A 19283-nucleotide genomic window follows, 5' to 3' on the forward strand; every position below is an offset into this window, starting at 1 on the left:
AAAAACTTCCCATCATAAGGTGGGAAGCTTTTTCAAATGGCATACTTCATCATTATTGCCGTTATGATTAAAAAATATACAGAAAAATGCTCCTTACAATATGTAAGAAGCATGAAAGAGGCAAACGAATATGTAAGTCGCGACCCTACCTTATATGAGTATGCTTTTCTATGCCATGTTATGCTTATCTAATATGCCGTATTTCCTTTTAAATCTTGTAAGAATCGTAATCCAAGAAGTACTAAATAATAGTAAGAACACAACATTCGAAATCGCATGGCTCAAATCGAAATAAAAACTTGCTATATAATATGAAATGACAGCTTCCCACGTTGCTTCACGTATAAAACCGAGAAGCCCCCAGAAATTCATGATCCAGCCAAATAAAAAGCCCACGAAGAACCCATATAGAAGTCTCCCCCATAACTTTTTCATTAAAAATGTATTGCGAAGTAAGCCTGCTATAAAACCAATCATACCCCATGAAAACATTTGCCACGGCGTCCACGGACCTTGTCCTAAAAAAATGTTAGATACGATAGCCGCTGTTGCCCCGATCATAAATCCAGTTTCGCTTCCAAACACAATTGCAGAAACGATAATGACAAAAGAAGTCGGTTGTATACTCGGTAAAATAGAAAATGGTACGCGGCTTACTGCTGCAATTGCCGCTAATACGGCAACGAGAACAATTTCACGTGAAACAAATGCCTTCCTTTCAAAACGGATATAGAAAGGTAACATAATAACAACTAATAAAAACAAACTACTTAACAGGTAATAACCGTCTATGATCAGTGTAGTAAAGAGTAATGTGCCTATTATTACTGCAAGAATACATATTATGAATGCAACATATCGTTTGGACACGCTTCGTACACATCCTCCCACGTTAATGCATATGGCAATTCTTTTCGAATGAATCGGTTAATAGATGTTGTATAAAAGAAGTTACCACTAAAAAATTCTTTCGGTGCATCATTCATAATAACTGCTCCGTCAAATAACATCATGCATTGATCCACGTATTTCGCTGCAAATTCAATATCATGCGTTGCCATTACAATTGTTGTCCCTTCTTTTTGTAATTTCCTAAATAGCTCTCCTACTCTTTCTTTCTTCCACGGATCTAATCCCTTTGTCGGTTCATCCAGTAATAATAAAGTTGGCTTTGATAATAACGTTGTACATAACGCGAGTAATTGTTGTTCTCCCCCGCTACAATCATGGGGATGGCGCTCTTTAAGCGAATACAACCAAAACTGTTTTAGCGTATCTTCTGCTATTTCTTTTCCTTGTTCTCCGTATAATTCACGCGCTCGTTCATAAACCTCATCCCACACTGTATCAAATGTAAAATGATAATAGGGATGCTGTGATACATACCCGATCCTTTTAAATCGTTCTTTCGAATCAATTTTATGTATCACTTTCCCATTCCACTTTACTTTCCCTCTTCTCGCTTTTTGTAATCCAGCTAAAATCGTTAACAGTGTAGACTTACCCGTACCATTTTTTCCAACGAGAGCCACCCATTTCCCTTTTTCAATCGAAACTGTTAAATCTCGTAAAATAAGTGGACTGTTTTTTTCATATTGAAAAGAAATATGCTCTGCATGTAAAATGACTTCTTGCTTTTCACTTTGTGCTACTGGTTCGTTTACATATGATATCGCTGAAAAATCATTCATTTTCATTTGTGCTTCTCGCACTGTAAACGGAATATCTTTCGCATTCCACTCTAAAAACAATCTTGGAATTTGCGGAATAAATGGACGGAACTTTTCTACTTCCCACATATTCGCTATAACCGCTTTAGGACTACCGTCATACACGATTTGACCATTATTCATACAAATAACACGCGTAGCAAGTGGTATCACCTCATCTAAACGATGTTCACTTAAAACAATCGTAATGCCAAGTTCTTCGTTAATACGTTTTAACAATCCTAAAAACTCTTTCGCAGCAATTGGATCTAACTGCGCCGTTGGTTCGTCTAATAATAATAATTTCGGCTGCATCACTAATACCGCAGCTAAATTGACAAGTTGCTTCTGCCCGCCAGATAACGTATGAACAGATTGGTGCAATAAATCTTGAAACCCTAAGAAACTAATAAGTTCAGCTATTCTCTTTTGAATAATATGAGATGGTAACCCGATATTTTCTAAAGAAAATGCTAATTCTTGAATGACTGTATCCATTACGAGCTGATTTTCTGGATTTTGAAATACCATGCCAATTTCTTGGGCAGATAACAAATCCGGTACATTTTCTAATAAAGTACCATCATAATATGTATCTCCAGTACGCTTACCGATTGGAAGTAATTCCTTTTTAAAATGTTTTAATAAAGTCGTCTTCCCGGATCCTGATCCACCAGCAAGTGCAATAAACTCTCCTTTTTGAATAGAAAGAGAAATATGCTGTAACGCTTTTTCGTTTTCATCAGCATATACAAATGATAAATTGTTTATTTCTGCATGCGCCACCATATCCATTCCCTTCCTTCCATTATGATTGGTAAACTAATAAACATCGTAAATACGACAAACATCATCCCATCGTATTGCTGAAATAAAATAGATTCGACTTTCGGATAAATGATTAACGTTCCTCCGCCATACGTACTACATATAATAGCAATTATAAATAGAATACTTAAATAACTGAGCGTGTACCAATCGCGTCTTTCCATTCTATACCGAATATATGTCGTACGTTTCGTTACACCAAATCCACGAGCTTGCATAGAATCTGCCGTTTGCAATGCATCTTCTAATGAACAAATTAATAACACTTGCAGCAATTGCATACCATTTTTCACTCGTTCCACTATGGAACCTGCATCTACTTGTACACCTTTCGTTTTTTGGACGAGTGTTATTTTCTGTAATCGCCTCATAAACAAAGGAACAAACCTCACTGTAATCATCGTTAACAATGCTACTTTCGGTGAAATTCTAGAAAACAAATATAAAAATTTATGACTCGAAATAATATCATTATACGAAGCAAACGTAAACATAATCGCAACTAGTAATAACCCCATTACTACTCCAAACATAATCGCCTCAAGCTTAATACGGCTATCACCTAACCAAAATAACGTAGTTCGACCTCTATGCGTTAATAACGAATTAAATAAAATGACCATAAAAAAGAAAACGATTGTGCTCGGTAACATCTTTCTAATCTTTTCGCTATTCCCTTGCATTATATTTATTATAACGATTAATAGTATCGCTCCAATTAAAAAAAGAGGATGAAGACACATCATACAAAGTATCATCACCCCGATATAATAGAAAAAATTCACAAAAGGATGTAAAGAAGAAAAACTTATTTTCATAGTCCTTTACCGAATGCCTTTCTTATTTTAGTACATACACCCACTCAATTGTATCTCCTGGTTTAACTGTTACTACACCTGCACTATGGTTCGGAAACGCACCGTTCACACGATATTTCCATCCACTAGTAGCTGTAATATCTTTTTCATATAAATCATTAATCCCTTTTACATAAATATCGCCTTTAGATCCATTCGCATCCACATCTAAACCTGTACGTTGCAATACTTTATAAACAGTATCGCCTTCTTGTACATCAACCTTTTTCGCACCTAATAAGTATCCTTCATTACCTTTTACTGAGATAGTGACTTGTTTTGCTTGTGGTTTAGGTACTGGTACTGGATCTGGTTTTGGTGGTTCTGGTTTTGGTACTGCCGGAGTCGGTATCGTTTTCTCCTCTTTGTTCGGATCAACTTTTTGCTCCTGCTTCGGTGTTTCTTTCGGCTGATTCACAACCTTCGCTTCTTCTTTTACTTCTTGCGCTTTCGGTTGTTGTTGTTTCTCTTCTTGTGCTTTTTGTTGTTCCGATTGTTTATTAACAGCAGGCTGTTCCTGAGGTTTCTCTTCTTTCTTTACTTCCGGTTGTGCCTGTGGCTTTTCTTCTTTTGGCTTCTCTTCTACTTTTTGTTCTTGTTTCTCTTTCTGCTCTTCTTGCTTATTTTGCTCTTGTTCAGCTTGTTTTTCCTCCGGTTTTTCTTCCGGCTTCGCTTCATCTTTTTTCTCTTCTTGTTTTGCTACCTCTTCTTGCTTTGGTTCTACTTTCTTCTCAGGCTTTACAGCTGCCTCTTCACATCCGGCAAGTAGCCCAAGTGAAAGCAGTAAAGAAATAAACCATTTCATCTTACTCATGTTGCCCCTCACCTTTCATAATAAAATTAGGAGCAAATGATTGCTCCTAATTTTTGTTAAGCTGCTTTACGTCTCCATAATACATATGCAGAAGCAATACATAATACACCCATACCTACTTCTGTCGCTGCACTATGAGAAGATGCTCCTGTTTTCGGTAGTGTGCTACCGTTTCCAGACTTTTTATTTTTAACCGGTTCATTATCGACAACAACTTTTAAATTGTCATCTTTTGTTTCTTGTTGTACTTGTTTTTGTTCTTGTGGTTGTTCAGTAACTTCTTTTTCTACTACAATATTTTCTGAATCTACATTTGGTTTCTTATCGATTTCAGGAACAGATACATTTGACCAGTCATAAATCGATTTCCCAAGATCTTTAAACTGAAGTAAAGCTAATAACGCTTGCTCTGTAGCCATTCCGCTACCGTTTTGATCACTTGGTAACCATTTGAATTCACCATTTGGAAGTTGATATGATAGTAGATTTTGCATTGCCTTATGTAGACGATTTTGATCTACATCTTTTACAAGTGATAGTCCAATAATTGCTTGTGCAGCACTATTAGAATTTTCTTGTCCATCAGCAGAGAAACCACCATTTTCTAGTTGTTCATTATATAAGTATGCAACAGCTTTTTGCACAGCTGGTTTCACATCTGCTCGGTCTTGATAAGGAGCTAACGCTGATAAAACCATACCTGTTACATCAACACTACTAGCACTATCTTTACTGCTTGCACTATCGTAAGTCCAGCCGCCATCCGTATGTTGCGCGTTTATAATTGCCTCTACTAAAGCAACTCGATTCCATTTTGAACTCACTGGAACTTCATATTTCTTCGTATCAAATGCCAGTAAAGCAAATGTATAACCTGTAACAGAATTTACTTTATCTGATTCGTACAATTTTTGAACTAAATTATGTCCGCCTACCATTTTCGGGTCTGCATGCATTGCATTCATCATAATAATCGTTCTAGCTAAATCTGTCGCTGAAAAACGATTCATGCGCTTTTCTACTTTTTCAGTTACTGCATTAACATAATTTAATTTTGCCTCAATTGGCACATTCTTTCCAGAACGAGAAAGGCCTAATGCTACCCAATCACTTTCAATTCCATCTTGTAACATCTTTTCAGATGTCTTAGAGATTGCTTCATTTACTTGTGCTGCTGGAACTTGAATGTTCTCTTGTTTTGGTTGTTCTGGTTTTTCTTGTTTTGGATCATCCGTCTTTGGTTCTTCTGGCTTTTCTTGTTTTGGATCATCTGTTTTTGGTTCTTCTGGCTTTTCTTGTTTTGGATCATCCGTCTTTGGTTCTTCTGGCTTTTCTTGTTTCGGATCATCTATTTTGGGTTCTTCTGGTTTTTCTTGTTTTGGATCATCTGTCTTTGGTTCTTCTATCGTTTTACAAGTACCAAATTTATCTAATGTTTGTTGTAATGTTTCTTGACTCATATTGCTCCAGTCTGAAACAAAGCGAAAAACAACAACATCTCCAGATTTTAATTTATAACTATCCGCTCCAACTTCTGCAGATTTATCATTTACATCATACAGCCAGCCACTTGTAGCCCCGGCCATTAGCCCATCAATGCCTTTCACATACGTTCCAAACGACATCGTTTCAGCTTCTACTTTGTCCCCCATGACTTTTTGCAGCAAACTTAAAGCTGTTTCCCCATCTTTAATTTGCTCTTCTTTCGGACATAACATAATGCCCTTTTGTGATTCACCAATAATTGCAAGTTTTGCTGTATTTCCTTCAGCAAACGTAATATGTACTGTATTCGCAAAAGAAACAAATACAAGTGTAACTGCCATTAACGACGTAAGCAGCCATTTTTTAAAGATTGCCATCCCAAAATTTCCTCCCTTACTACTATTCACACAAAAAAAGGCCCTACAAGGGCGTGCAATTGACACTCTTTTTTTGTAAGTGTCGAACAAACTGTGCAACACCTCCTACCCGCATCATTCGCGGCTATATTTGTATAGGAAAAATAATTTTGTTCATGAACGTATCATTGTGATAACATTCACTTTCCTAGGCACAACTTACTTCCATTTAAGTTATCGTAAAACGATAAACCTATACATTCTGTAAATTATAAATTTCTGTATTATTTTACTATTGACATAGAATTTTGTCCATGCTTTATTGGATTTATTTTCTAAGAATAGTAACGTACTAACCTTTAACGATGCAAACTTTTTTCACTAATAATAACGCCATCTTCATCCACATACACATATTCATTCGGCTTCCATTCAACTTGCCCAAATTGCAATGAAATATTTCGTTCTCCTTTCCCTTCTTTTACACTCCTATTCGGCATTGTCCCTAACGCTAAAATACCTATATTTATATTCTTTAGTTCACTAGAATCACGAACGTATCCATATACAATAATTCCTGCTAGCTTTCTTTCCTCCGCAATAGCTGCCAAATTATCACCGAGTAACGCACAATTCGTAGATGCTCCGCCATCAACAACTAATACCGTTCCTTCTGGTAATGTTTGTAATCCTTCCTTCACTAGTACATTATCATCCTTCACTTTTACCGTTGCAATTTTCCCGTAGAATTGTTCTTTCTTCCCAAAAGACAGAAAAGATTGGCGACATATTTGTAATTCCTTTTCAAACTCATCACATAGATCCGTAGTTTTCCACATCTTTTTTCCCTCTTTTCCTTTTACTTTCTATTTAACATATTCTTGAATTACTTTCGTTTCCCTGTCTAATGTTGCAATAATTTGTATGTGCGTGAAAGGACAGAAAAACTATTGCCTTAAGAAGCCACCTTTATTATAATCTATTTCACAGATAAATTTCAGAATATTGAAAATTAACAAAGTGAAAAAGGAGGGGTTTTATGCAATTACAAACTGAGGTAAAAAAACAACCTAGTAAACGAAAGTTTAAAATGCCTGACGCGTACGTACTACTATTTTTTATTGCTTTACTTTGTGCAATAGCTACTTATTTCGTTCCTGCTGGAGAATTTAAAAGAGTGACAAACGGGACTGTTACAACGACAATACCAGGAAGTTACCATTCTGTTCCACAATCGCCAGTAGGTTTTGTTTCTTTTTTTACTGCTATTGAAAAAGGAATGACACTTGCTGCTCCGATCATCTTTTTAATTTTATTTACCGGTGGTGCCATTGCCATTCTTGAAAAAACAGGCGCTCTTGACGGTTTAATCTATCATGTTATTAACAAATTCCGTAATCAGCAATTACTATTTATATGCATTGTCGCCGCACTTTTTTCTATTCTCGGAACGACTGGTATTATCGTTAACTCAGTTATCGGCTTTATCCCCATCGGCATCATCGTGGCACGCACATTGAAATGGGACGCTATCGTCGGCGTAGCAATTATTTATTTAGGTACTTATGCTGGTTTTAATGCTACTATTTTATCTCCCTCACCTTTAGGCATTTCACAAAAAATCGCAGAACTTCCGATGTTTTCGGGAATTGGTTTACGCACAGCAATCTATATATCTTTTTTACTCGCTACCATTCTATATATTAATTGGTATGTAAAACGTTTAAAAAAATCGAATAAAGGAAGCATTCTCGGCGACAACTGGTTTCCAAGTAATGCTCTTTCAAGTGAGAAAGAAATAGAGAAAACTGAAGTTCCTTGGACAATACGTCACAAATTAATTTTACTCGTTTCGGCTTTATCATTAATTGTATTTTTAATAGGCGCTTTCCGTCTACATTGGACAGACGCAGAAATGACCGCTACTTTTATTTTCATCGCAATTACAGCGGGAATAATAGGTGGTATGAAAGCAAACGATATCGCTTCTACTTTTCTAGCAGGCTGCCAAAATCTCATATACGGTGCTCTAATCGTCGGAATGGCCCGCTGTATTTCAGTCATTTTAGAACAAGGAAAATTACTTGATACAATCGTTAACCAACTCGCACAGTCTCTCGAAGGACAAAGCCCGGTATTTGGCGTTATCGGTATGTATGTAAGTAGTGCCGCATTACATTTCCTTATTTCATCTGGAACAGGTGAATCTGTTATTTTCATTCCGATATTAGCTCCATTAGCTGATTTCATGCACATTACGCGCCAAGTTACAGTACAAGCTGTTATGCTCGGCGAGGGTGTAGTGAACTGCCTCAATCCAACTTCCGGTGTTTTAATGGGAGTACTCGCGGCGAGCGGCATTTCTTACGGAAAATGGATTCGATTTATGGCTCCACTTGCATTCATTTGGTTTATTATTGGACTGATTTTTCTTATTGTTGGGGTTAATATTGAGTGGGGACCGTATTAAAAGACTCCTATTATACTTAACTTGATAAAATATCTATCCTGTTCTCCTCTCCAATCCTATAAAAATCACTTATTCTAGTATAGATATAAAAAGGGATTAATCATAATGATTAATCCCTTTTCTCAAGATAAAATACCTTTAAATATTTTAGTTCCAAATTTTATTTACCCATTCCGGATGATCAATGAAAGGATTACGATTATGTTGATATTTCGTAAAAATCACTTCATTACGCTTTTTCTCTAAATCATCGACCGGGTCTTGTTCATTCCATTTTAGTAAAACGGATAGTTTGCCCATGTATGGGTCTTTATTGTTATTCACCTTTTCATTTAGTTCTAAGTCTATTTCACCGTTGTCTCCCTCGTAACGAACTGCCATGTAAAATAGCATTCTAGCGATATCCCCTTTTACACTATCACGAGGTTCCCAAGAATCACTATCATATTTACATTCTGTCGCCTCCGAATGATTCACACCACCATTATCAAAATCCAGATTTCCACGTGAACTATTTACAGATACATCCGTCGCTCTTAAATGATGCAAATCTGTTCCAGGTCCTGCAGTCGTTCCAAAATCACCGTGTGATTTTGCCCAAACATGCTCTCGATTCCAGTTATCAACTCCTGAACCATTCGTAAGTTTCCCTTGCGAACGCCCCGTATATAAGAGTATCACATTATTTTTATTATTCGGATCTTCATCAGTATCTCTTAGCGCATCCCAAACCGCACTGTATGATAACTTTGTATGATCATCAATAATATTATGAAGTTCCTTCTTTAATTCTAAACCAGTCTTTCCTATTGCATTATTATAATATGTATCGTCATAGCTTTTTACAGTAATCTCTTGTGGTGATGCAGAAGCTACTTCACCGTGTATAGTATCTGTGAATGATAGAGATGCAGAACCTAAAATAAAAAATGAAGATAGTGTAACCATAGCAATTTTTGTATTTCGAAACTTCATATACCCATTTCCCCTTTAATATATAATTTGAAGCTATTCACTAAAAAATGCTTTCTTACCCAAAAAAACTCTTTAGAAACCCATACCCCTTTTCTTTTTATTTAATACAAAACTCTAATGAGTTTGTATCATTTCCACACTTTTGGCTTATCTACTTTTCACAAGGAATATTCCTCTCTAGTAAAGATTGTTAAAATATTCTTTGCAATTTAAAAGTAGTTTAATGTTAACTTATAAATTTCAATTTATTTATGCAATAATGCATATTTGATAAATACTTCAAAAAGCAGTTTGAATAAAAAGCATTCAAAGAAAACCATACAACAAAAAAGATAGCGTTTAGGACAGAAATAATAAAAATTAAGATGATAGCTCGACTTTTCCTTTTTCCATAACTGTCTTTATTTTTGTGTAAAACCTTTCTTTCTCTGAATAATACGTACAAAAATAGATTGGATACCATGTAGGCACCAATCTATTTTACTTAAAGAAACTGTGTCAATTCTGAGTTCACAACACGTTGTGCAGTAATGATAACACTTTCAGCTGTTAGTCCATAAACACTATATAGTCCACCAGGTTGATTAGGAACAATTTGAACTTCATATTCAAATGCTTGTCCAAAAGCAGGATGAACTAAACTTAGAGTTGCAAAATTAGAAGCATTAGAATTCACATTGAAGTTTACCTGTTCAATTAATACTAATGAACCGTCAAGTCTAAAAACTCTAGCTACTCCAGTAAGTGGGCCCGCAGTACGGTTAAGGATTTTCACCCTAACTCTATTTGCATTAGCAGGTTGATTTCCAACGTTTTCAATTGGTCCTGTAGTAAGAGCCATATAACATCACCTCCATTATATTATTATGATATTCAACGATATATATTGATGTTATAGTTTAATTACCCAATTTATTTTAAATAAAAAAAGCTTGTTTCTTATATTTTTTATAAGAAACAAGCTTTTCTTTTTAAACTACCATTCCCAAGATAAATCTACCCGTCTCAGAAACTATTAGGATTTCTTGACGTTTATGTTGGAATAGAACTACTACTTATTTTGCATAGAACCTATATATTTTTTAACTACTTCATATACATATTCTTGATTTGCCGCTGCTGTGTTTGGATTGTATTTTCCTCCGTTTATTTTATTGTTAGATAACACTCGAATTCCTAAAAATGGTACGTCATACGCTTTTGCGATTTGCGCTGCTGCAGCGCCTTCCATTTCTTCTACAGATGTACCGTATTTTGTATGGAACCACTTAATTCTATCCACTTCATTATTCCAAACATCTGCTGAACCAATCGTACCTTCAACTACTTTACCCTTTGTATATTTATCTTTTACTGCATGAGCTGCTGCAAGTAAATCCTTATCTCCTTCGTAGTATCGGATTTTCTCAGCATTTGGATCTTCTCCTGCACTTCCTTCAGAAGCCATTAAATCCATAGATATCCATTTTGTCGGCTCAATTCCTTGATTCTCATCCATATTTGTTGTTTTTAATGAACCTATATTTGCAACTTGTTTTCCTAAAACAATATCAAATACATTTAAATTTGGATCATGTCCACCTGATGTTCCTTGGTTAATAATCGCCTGAGGCTTATATTTTTCAATAGCTACTGCTGTAGCGGCTGCTGTATTTTCCATTCCTTTACCTGTTTTCGCTACGATTACAGGATAATTGTCGACAGTTCCTTTATAAAATACGAAAGTTCCAGACTTTTCTTCTTTGACATTTTTTAACCTTTTTGCAAACTTTTCAGCTTCTATCGGCATTGGACCTTGAATTAAGATTGGTTTTTGATTGCTTTTTGCCTCAACTTGTTTCGGACTCGCATTACATCCCGCAAGTATCGAGAATGACAATGCAACAGTAGTTACTAGGGCAGCACATTTTTTCAACGTATTCTTCTTCATAAATAATCTCCTTTTTCTCTTGTTGTTTTCTATACTCGATGCTTTTGGTCCAAACAAAAAAGTTCTAGAAATTGTAGAAGAATCTCTACTTTCTAGAACTACGGTAGTCAAAGTTAATTAAGCACATGCAAAATTATAGATCGGTAGCACATATTACATAGAGCGACCGAATACTTTAACCCGTAGTCCAGTTCTTTCATTGGGAACTAGGTAGAAACGCTCGGACCATATTACCGAGTATATACGAGTGATGATGTGTAAAATTATTATATTGGTAATATATCAAACTTTTAGTGCACACGCAATCTAAATGTGAACATTTTTATCAAAAGTGTTTTTAATGTTCGTTTTTAATCAGTTAATTAATCGTATTTTCCATTTTAAAATATAAAAAACCGCAAAAAAACTTATAATCTAAACACTAAACTACATCCACCTACAACAACCGAGCTTTTACAAACAATTAAGCTTTCTTACTTCCGCCTTATATCGAGCTGGAAGTCTTTTTCCCCTCATATTGCGAGATAAAATGCGCCTCTATCCACTTCACAATTATTTCTTCCAGCGAGCTGAATCTTTTATGCGCCTTGCTAATACTCGTTGTGCTTTTGCTAATCTGTCTAACATCTGACGATAAAAGCGAGGATAATTGGCTTTCTCATCTTCGCTACTCACGTATAATTCAGCCATTGCGAAGTCTAACCCAACAACTGTTTCTACTTCTTTTCGCTCAGCCAGCATTTTATTATAAACAAAGCGTACACATCCAAACGTGTTACGTATGAGATGTGCTTGTTCTTCTGTTGGATACAAACGGAATTTGTACGCCTTATTATGCTTTATCATATCCGTTCACCTTATTTTCCGCTTCATTTCCCATAAGCTATGACGGTGATCACACAACCTGAACATTACACAATTATTATCTACTTTCATTGTTATACCCAACTTTACCTCTTATAAGAATGATTATATCAGGGGCGAAATAAATAGGAAAACCCAAGGCTTGGCTACGCCAAACCGAAAGAAATCTCCCACCTACCGCTAGACTATCGCCTTTCACACGCACCAGATAGAAGATTTCTTTCGGATAATACGTTAAAACTATGCAACTCTCTACCTAGTATTTCACCGTTATCTTATAATAATGACAAAACTAAATCTCTGCAGCTAATAAATTGTACCCATTGTCAAAAAAAGCATGGATTCTATGGCCACCAAATAAATCTCCATCATTATATTCGCAATATATATCATTTTCTCTAATTACAATGTCCATAACAGTAATAGACTGCTCAAATGTTTCTTTCGCCATATCATATTCTCCTGCATCTACAGCATCCCAATCTAAATGTTCATCATTCTCATCATATTCAGGCCAAAAATCATTTTTATACTCTATTAATTCTTCCGCTATAGCAACCTTAGCTTTTTTATCAAATTCTTCTATACATACATAAAGCTTTTCTGCTCTTTTCATCATTTCATGTACATGTACAAGTTCTTTTCCAATATCCAATCCCCAATGTACTTTTCCTTCGTTTTGTTCATATGTATGAAAAGTTTCATTAAAAATAAACATTCCAATCAATTCACTATTTATTGATTTTTCCATGATTTCATTTCCTTTCTATCCCTGAAAAAGAAACTTTAATTAGTTTGATAGACATGGGACTGAACTCCTAATGCTTTATTTTTATGCTGACTTTTTTCACGAAATAAAACTCAGTTATCAGTCTAAAACATTTTTTAGATTTAACAATAACATGTGTGCATTTGTAAAATTCCAATTAAGTTTGTTAAAAATGAAAAATCCTGAAGTTAGTCTTTTATTAAATTTTATTTCAACCCAACAGCATTTTTATCCTTCAAATAGTCTCTTTCATTCTAATTTCTGCATTTCTTTCAGCCGTTCTATATCCTTTTCTGAAGCCTTTTCTATTTTATACAATTCATAGCTACCCTTTATCTCATTTATCACTACAAATTCGATTTCATTCCGAACATAGCTTTTCGTTTTTCCTTTTTTATAACCAATAACATTATCTAATATAGTTTCCCCACTATCTTTTTTATATAAATTATAGCTAACAGGTGGACGACCAATTACATACTTATTATCAGAAAATCCGACTATATCATCCCTTCCTAATCCTGTCGAAGCACTCCAGACAAACATAATCTGAAATATAGAATAAACAACAATACCGCATAAGAAAAAAAATAGGATTGATTTAAAAAATAACTTTACAGGCATGCTTCCCAAAAGACATTCCCTCCCATTTCACCTCAGGATAGCAAGAACAATACGTGAATTTTGTATGCTAAGGCACCAAAGTTTTTATAATGTTCCACAGCTAGTTTAAATAGTGCATCCTTACCTCAAAAACTATCGTAGAGAGTAGCTCGGCTTATGACCTTTCTCCCAAAATAAATACATAGCTTTATTTAAAGCTTGCTCTTTATTAAAACTAATCTTTCTACCCATTAACCACACCCCCGTATTATATATTTTAGTATAAATATTTTGGAACGATAAGCCCGCAAAATATTTTGAAATTAAATCTTCCGTTAGAGGGCGCTTTAAAGGTTTATATAAATGTATTAATAATAATCAAAAACACTTGAAGTTGACGTTGGGTCATTTTATATACTGTTAAGTAGCTACTATTTAGCAATTTCATAAAAGAAATTAGAAAAATAGGAGGTTTTCATATGAAACAGGGCGATATTATTATTTATGGATGTGTCATTATAGGTGCAGGTATTGGACTGCTACTGGATCATGGATTTCCTGGTGCACTGATTGGATTAGGAGCCGGCTACTTACTTAAAAATCTTCTTAGTAAAGAAGGTTAGATGCGAAATAAGAAAATAATCGTTAAAGATAAAATCTTAACGTGTAGAAAGGTAGGTTTATCAGTTGATACACATTAATAAAGTTGCAGAACTGACAGGCGTTACAGTAAGGACACTGCGTTATTACGATAAAATCGGATTATTAAAACCAGCATCCAAAACAGAGGGTGGCCATCGTTTATATACAAATGAAGAAATACAAAAACTTCAGCAAGTTCAATTTTTAAAAAAGGTTGGATTTCCGTTACAAGAGATTAAACATATGCTTGACTTCAATGAGTGGGATTGGTTGGATAGTTTAAAGAGCCAATTATCTTATGTAATAAATGAGCAGGAAAATTTAAAGAAAATAGAATTATCGTTACGGGAAATGATAAATGGAATTGCGATAGAAGGAGAAGAAAGCTGGATCGCGATTCAGAAGATCATGCAATTATCCAGCAAAGATAAAGAAATACAACAGTATTATCGCGAATCTATATTTAAAGAAAAAGAAATAAAACTATTAGAAAAGGTTCCTAAGATGGCAAGTGACTGTTCTGATTCACTCGAATGGATTGCTCTCATAGGTCAGTTAAAGCGTTATATGAAGGACGGCCCAAAAGCAACGAAAGTTCAAAATATCATAAGAAGAATGGAGGAAAAACGCTTAGAAGAATTTGAAGGTGAGGATGAATTTTTAGATAAGCTTTGGGAGATACGGATGTCTCCAAAACAATCAGAGAAGCTAAATTTATATCCAATTGATCAAGATGTGCTTCAGTTTATGAACGAGGCATATGCCATTTTTATGACTGAAAAGAATCATCCTGAGTCGAGATAAGGGGGCACGAGCGATGGGTACAGAACAACTTCTCCTAATAGGCGGATTGGCCATATTAGATACGCTAAGCCCTACTACAATAGGAGTAACAATATATCTACTTTTAACAGATAAAGAGAATCTTACGAAACGTTTATTCGTTTATTTATTGACCGTAGCAGGATGTTATTTTGCTGTTGGCGTTTCACTCATGTTAGGATTAGATTTTTTGTTTAAATTTATTTCTGGCTTATTTCAAAATCGAATCGTAAGCTGGTTTTTATTTATTATTGGCGTCATATTATTCATCGCAAGCTTTTATATTCCACCTAAGAAAAATTCAGAGATCCCTTCACCAAAAACAAAAAGTACTTTTTCAATGATTGCACTAGGATTCACTACTACATTAATTGAAGCGGGTACTGCATTTCCTTATTTTGCGGCAATTGGTATACTGACTACTTCTAATCTATCATGGATAGAATGGTCTTCTATTTTAGCGGGATACAACTTTATTATGGTATTGCCCTCTCTCGTACTGTTTCTCTTCTATCTCCTATTTGGTCGGTGGATGCAAAAACCTCTCGAGAAGCTTCGAATGAAAATTGCTAATAGTACAGGATCGGCTCTATCATGGATTATGTGTATAGTTGGCTTCCTCCTAATATTAAATAGCCTGGATTATTTATAGGGTGTTTATAGAACCTACAATCAGGGGAATATGTTTGAAACTACAGAAGTACTTACACCTACTATTCCCCCACACCAGTCCGTCTTTTACAGGCAGTTACTCTCCCTTCCATCTTCCTCATATTCACCTAATTTTGATGTAAGAGTCCTACTACCTGGGATAAAATATGATTCCATCCAATTCACAATTATTTCTTCCAACTCTGGATGAAGTGGCTTTCCCGCCCCTTCTTCATAATTCTTTTTAAACTCTAAAGCCTTGAAATCCCCCTCAAAACTTTTCAAACTATGATCCATATCTTTTATTACATGTACTTCAGAATCACCCTTCACATAATCACCAATACGCTTCGCTCTTTCAGGGTCAGCCTGAATATCTTTATCACCAGCAATAGCTAGTACTGGACATGTTACTTGTTGTAAATCTTTATAAATATCATGCTGAAAATGCTCTCTAAACCATTTTGCATTCATCGGTTTAAAACCAACTTTAATCGTATCTTTTTCTGTGTTCATCATTTTCTCTTTTATTTTTTCCATCTGCTTTTCTCCACGTTTCTCCACATTGAGAAGACGCATTAGTTTTCCTTTTATTCCTTTCTGCTCTTTTAGTTCTTTATATGCAATTTCTCTTTGTCTTTTCGTAGCTTCTTCTAATGATTCCGCAGCTCCTGTAAGAAGGATGAGCCCATTAACTTGTGTTCTTGCATTTACTACTGTTGCCAACATACACCCTTCACTATGACCAGCCAAAATGATATTTTCTGGATCAACAAATGGTTGTTCTTTTAAATACGTAATCGTAGACTCTATATCACTAACTAAATCCCACATTCCAGTCTTCATGATATCTCCGTCACTCTTTCCTACTCCGCGCTTATCAAAGCGGAGCGTCACCACGCCCAGTTGCGCCAATATATGCGCTAAATCTTTATATATGTTCGACGCAAGCTTTAGCGGTACAATCGTTCCATCACGATCAATCTCCCCAGATCCCGCGATAATGACAACAGCCGCATACTTCCCGTCAACATTGGGCCTTGTAATCGTACCTTGTAAAGTAAACTCACTATTGATCGCTACTTCATATTCATCAAAAGTCATCATTTTGTCACCCCTATTCTTTTATATCCAATTTAAATTTCAAACTCGTTATTATATTTTTATACTCTCTTACATCTTTCATTGGAGCAAAAACTGGGTTCTCTGCAATACTTTGCAACATGCTCCGCTTTATAATCTCTTCATTTCTAACCGTTTTAGCGCCGAGCGGAAATTCTGCAAACCATTCATCAATCGCATCAAAATAGGAATCTCCATGTAAATGTAGACTATTTACTGTAAAGCTCGCCGCACAAACCGCTGCATATTTCCGTAACATTTCTAATGCTCTTTCAAATTTTTTTTGCATGCAATATACTTGCGCAGCAGCATAGTATACTTTTAAAGTCATATTTGGATGTAATTTTTCTATTTCATATATATCTATTAACATGAAAGCTCTATTTAAAATTACCTCTACCTTTTCTGTGTTTGAGGCATTTACTACTACAAAATTCGGTATTGTCGCAACGAATTGTATTAAATGTTGGTACATACTAATTTGCATAATTTCATTCGCCTTTTCAGTATTTCCAAGCATTTGATATGCTTGGGCAATTAAATCCTCTTCTGGAACGTTAGGACGTATCGTTCCGCCAAGCAATTGAAATACTGCATTCGGTTTATTGAGTATAAGATAGCAAGTTGCTTGAAACGATACGGCCTCTTTCACAAGAGAAACATCATCACTTTCTTCCTGTACCCTGTTAAATAGATACATTGCCTCTTCTAATATTTCAATTCTTTTATCCGTATCCTCTGTTAACATATGATGATTAATAAAAAGCAATCCCATTTGAATTAATAATGGAAAACAAGAATAATATTTTTTTATGATTTCCTTGCATTCCGTCATTACTTCGTCAAACGGTTCCTCACTAAAAGCTTCTGCTAGTCTATGATATAAATCCCTAATATCTTCCGGTTCCATTTGCGGTGTATAACATATTAGTTCATCTATACTTATATTAAAGTACGATGCTAATAGTGGTAAAAATGTAATATCCGGATAACTTTGCCCCGTCTCCCATTTGGAAACAGACGCCTTCGTAATACCTATATACGCCGCTAATTCTTCCTGCGTAATTCCCTTTTCTTTTCTCTTATCCGCAATTACTTTATGAATGTTTATCTCCTTCACATCATCACCTCATACTTTTATTATATGCTTTTATTTCACACAAAATATGGATTTGAAGTCGACTTTCGTTAACAAAATCAACTGTTAAGAAACATCTGTCTAAAACAAAATCAAAGGCAGGAACATATTTGATATGTTCCTGCCTTTTTATGCTACATAGTCATCTAGCTGAGATTTTGAAGTACTTCAAAATCAAAAATTTCATCTCACCACAGTTTTCTATGGGAATCCAATGAACAGCTTCTTTACATAATTTTCGATATTGGAAGTAAATTTAAGTTGTTTTTAAAGTAGGTATACCTAGTAGAATTTTTTGAATTGTACCCGTTTGTTGAAGTTGAAGTTTAATTTTCATTATACTTTTTGTACTGAGTCCAGTGCTTTTTTTAATTCGTCTGATTTTTGAGTGCCGATTACTACTGTGTTATATTGCAACTTTAACTCTATACCTTTATTTCCATTCATGTTATAGGCTTTTTCATTCTTAAGATTAAAACGAATTCCCCATCCTCCAAATCGTTTTATGGGACTGTAAGTAATGCATTCATAATGATGTATATCTTTGAAAAGGTACTGCTTATATTGAAAATGAAAAGGAACAAAGCGGACATAAAGACCTTTTTCACGGACCTCAATGATCAGTTTCAATACTCCAAGCATTAATACAGGAAAGGCAATCCCGAAAAACAACCATATAACAATTAATACACCATTAGGAGCTGGTTTATCTCCAAACGGAATATCAAGAATAATTTGTTGAATAAATCCATACCACATCAGCATGGCGATCCCTAATATGAGTATCCATACCCAAATTGGGGATCGCTGAACCTCACGAAAGATAACTTGCTCTTGTTGTTTCATTAATGATTATCACCTCCTATATGGTTTATTTTTTCTCACTCATTTTAAGCCGTTTTGCACTTCCGAAAAATGCGCTCCCAATTATGAATATAACGGAAGAAAGATACATTGTTATCCCTGAGTATTTATTATCAAAAATTGTGAAATTAAGTAAATTAATGAACATCATCAATATAAGTGATATGTACAATCCATTAATATATTTCATTTATCCCCCCCCTTTTACTTTTTTTGAAAACCCCTATGTGATAAATAGTGGTTTCTAAAGGTATTATTCAGAATGCCCTTTTCCCTATTTTACCATTTTATAGAGTTGATATGTTATTTGTTTTCGGTTGAATACTGTATACATATTCGGTTAACATAACGTATTATTACGTAAATAAAAAGGATAATCAGCCC

Annotated in this window: 19 protein-coding genes, 2 pseudogenes and 1 riboswitch; of the genes and pseudogenes, 4 read left to right on the forward strand and 17 right to left on the reverse strand. The window is 35.0% G+C overall.

The window, feature by feature from the left end:
- Positions 1–168 precede the first annotated feature (168 nt).
- From ATN06_RS16630 to rraA, 6 genes are all read right to left on the reverse strand, one after another.
- A complete protein-coding gene (locus tag ATN06_RS16630) occupies positions 169–870 on the reverse strand; it encodes an ECF transporter S component (RefSeq protein ID WP_060631565.1) in 702 nt (233 codons plus the stop codon).
- Positions 843–2504: an ABC transporter ATP-binding protein gene (locus ATN06_RS16635; protein ID WP_060631566.1), complete on the reverse strand. Its 1662-nt coding sequence runs from the start codon at positions 2502–2504 to the stop codon at positions 843–845. Before ATN06_RS16635 ends, ATN06_RS16630 begins: the two co-directional genes overlap by 28 nt.
- On the reverse strand, positions 2477–3355 hold the full coding sequence (locus tag ATN06_RS16640) for an energy-coupling factor transporter transmembrane component T (RefSeq protein WP_060631567.1): 879 nt from the start codon (positions 3353–3355) through the stop codon (positions 2477–2479). The genes ATN06_RS16635 and ATN06_RS16640 overlap by 28 nt, the downstream gene beginning before the upstream one ends.
- 22 nt (positions 3356–3377) lie before the next feature.
- Positions 3378–4208, reverse strand: coding sequence for a DUF4430 domain-containing protein (locus ATN06_RS16645; RefSeq protein WP_060631568.1), 831 nt, complete (start codon positions 4206–4208; stop codon positions 3378–3380).
- A 56-nt stretch (positions 4209–4264) separates the two neighbouring features.
- Positions 4265–6070 (reverse strand): DUF4430 domain-containing protein, encoded by a 1806-nt coding sequence (locus ATN06_RS16650; protein WP_060631569.1) that lies wholly within the window; start codon positions 6068–6070, stop codon positions 4265–4267.
- A 338-nt stretch (positions 6071–6408) separates the two neighbouring features.
- Positions 6409–6888: a ribonuclease E activity regulator RraA gene (gene rraA / locus ATN06_RS16655; protein WP_060631570.1), complete on the reverse strand. Its 480-nt coding sequence runs from the start codon at positions 6886–6888 to the stop codon at positions 6409–6411.
- A gap of 200 nt (positions 6889–7088) precedes the next feature.
- Here rraA and ATN06_RS16660 point away from each other — a divergent pair, with 200 nt between their 5' ends.
- The gene (locus ATN06_RS16660; protein ID WP_060631571.1) at positions 7089–8519 is read left to right on the forward strand and encodes a YfcC family protein; all 1431 of its coding nucleotides are present in this window, start codon (positions 7089–7091) and stop codon (positions 8517–8519) included.
- A gap of 147 nt (positions 8520–8666) precedes the next feature.
- Here the strand turns inward: ATN06_RS16660 and ATN06_RS16665 are convergent, their stop codons facing one another.
- The 7 genes and pseudogenes from ATN06_RS16665 to ATN06_RS29820 all read right to left on the reverse strand — a co-directional run.
- Positions 8667–9494 carry an endonuclease I family protein gene (locus ATN06_RS16665; RefSeq protein ID WP_060631572.1) on the reverse strand — a complete coding sequence of 276 codons (828 nt, stop codon included), beginning with the start codon at positions 9492–9494 and terminating at the stop codon, positions 8667–8669.
- A gap of 484 nt (positions 9495–9978) precedes the next feature.
- Positions 9979–10335, reverse strand: coding sequence for a hypothetical protein (locus ATN06_RS16670; protein WP_060631573.1), 357 nt, complete (start codon positions 10333–10335; stop codon positions 9979–9981).
- Between the two features lie 210 nt (positions 10336–10545).
- Positions 10546–11424 carry a 5'-methylthioadenosine/S-adenosylhomocysteine nucleosidase gene (locus tag ATN06_RS16675; RefSeq protein ID WP_060631574.1) on the reverse strand — a complete coding sequence of 293 codons (879 nt, stop codon included), beginning with the start codon at positions 11422–11424 and terminating at the stop codon, positions 10546–10548.
- 163 nt (positions 11425–11587) lie between these two features.
- Positions 11588–11691: riboswitch (purine riboswitch) on the reverse strand.
- A gap of 288 nt (positions 11692–11979) precedes the next feature.
- Positions 11980–12270, reverse strand: a pseudogene (locus ATN06_RS16680) (helix-turn-helix domain-containing protein); the annotation flags it as partial.
- A 310-nt stretch (positions 12271–12580) separates the two neighbouring features.
- A complete protein-coding gene (locus tag ATN06_RS16690; RefSeq protein ID WP_060631577.1) occupies positions 12581–13039 on the reverse strand; it encodes a DUF2262 domain-containing protein in 459 nt (152 codons plus the stop codon).
- Positions 13040–13306: 267 nt separating this feature from the next.
- Positions 13307–13681: a hypothetical protein gene (locus ATN06_RS16695; protein WP_012644490.1), complete on the reverse strand. Its 375-nt coding sequence runs from the start codon at positions 13679–13681 to the stop codon at positions 13307–13309.
- 128 nt (positions 13682–13809) lie between these two features.
- A pseudogene (locus ATN06_RS29820) lies at positions 13810–13912 on the reverse strand (TetR/AcrR family transcriptional regulator); the annotation flags it as partial.
- 227 nt (positions 13913–14139) lie between these two features.
- On the opposite strand from ATN06_RS29820, the gene ATN06_RS29250 reads away from it, so the two are divergent.
- The 3 genes from ATN06_RS29250 to ATN06_RS16715 all read left to right on the forward strand — a co-directional run bounded on the left by ATN06_RS29250 (position 14140) and on the right by ATN06_RS16715 (position 15776).
- The gene (locus tag ATN06_RS29250) at positions 14140–14283 is read left to right on the forward strand and encodes a hypothetical protein (RefSeq protein ID WP_000808927.1); all 144 of its coding nucleotides are present in this window, start codon (positions 14140–14142) and stop codon (positions 14281–14283) included.
- Between the two features lie 64 nt (positions 14284–14347).
- Entirely contained in the window at positions 14348–15106 is a 759-nt protein-coding gene (locus ATN06_RS16710) for a MerR family transcriptional regulator (RefSeq protein ID WP_060631578.1), read from the forward strand.
- Positions 15107–15119: 13 nt separating this feature from the next.
- Entirely contained in the window at positions 15120–15776 is a 657-nt protein-coding gene (locus ATN06_RS16715; protein WP_060631579.1) for a GAP family protein, read from the forward strand.
- 86 nt (positions 15777–15862) lie between these two features.
- On the opposite strand, the gene ATN06_RS16720 is transcribed toward ATN06_RS16715, so the two are convergent.
- From ATN06_RS16720 to ATN06_RS16735, 4 genes are all read right to left on the reverse strand, one after another.
- Positions 15863–16879 carry an alpha/beta hydrolase gene (locus tag ATN06_RS16720; RefSeq protein ID WP_060633157.1) on the reverse strand — a complete coding sequence of 339 codons (1017 nt, stop codon included), beginning with the start codon at positions 16877–16879 and terminating at the stop codon, positions 15863–15865.
- A 13-nt stretch (positions 16880–16892) separates the two neighbouring features.
- Positions 16893–18017 carry a helix-turn-helix domain-containing protein gene (locus tag ATN06_RS16725; RefSeq protein ID WP_060631580.1) on the reverse strand — a complete coding sequence of 375 codons (1125 nt, stop codon included), beginning with the start codon at positions 18015–18017 and terminating at the stop codon, positions 16893–16895.
- Between the two features lie 354 nt (positions 18018–18371).
- The gene (locus ATN06_RS16730; protein ID WP_060631581.1) at positions 18372–18881 is read right to left on the reverse strand and encodes a DUF6141 family protein; all 510 of its coding nucleotides are present in this window, start codon (positions 18879–18881) and stop codon (positions 18372–18374) included.
- Between the two features lie 25 nt (positions 18882–18906).
- Positions 18907–19089 carry a hypothetical protein gene (locus ATN06_RS16735; RefSeq protein WP_000875162.1) on the reverse strand — a complete coding sequence of 61 codons (183 nt, stop codon included), beginning with the start codon at positions 19087–19089 and terminating at the stop codon, positions 18907–18909.
- Positions 19090–19283 lie beyond the last annotated feature (194 nt).

Source organism: Bacillus thuringiensis (assembly GCF_001455345.1).
Lineage (GTDB): Bacteria > Bacillota > Bacilli > Bacillales > Bacillaceae_G > Bacillus_A > Bacillus_A thuringiensis_N.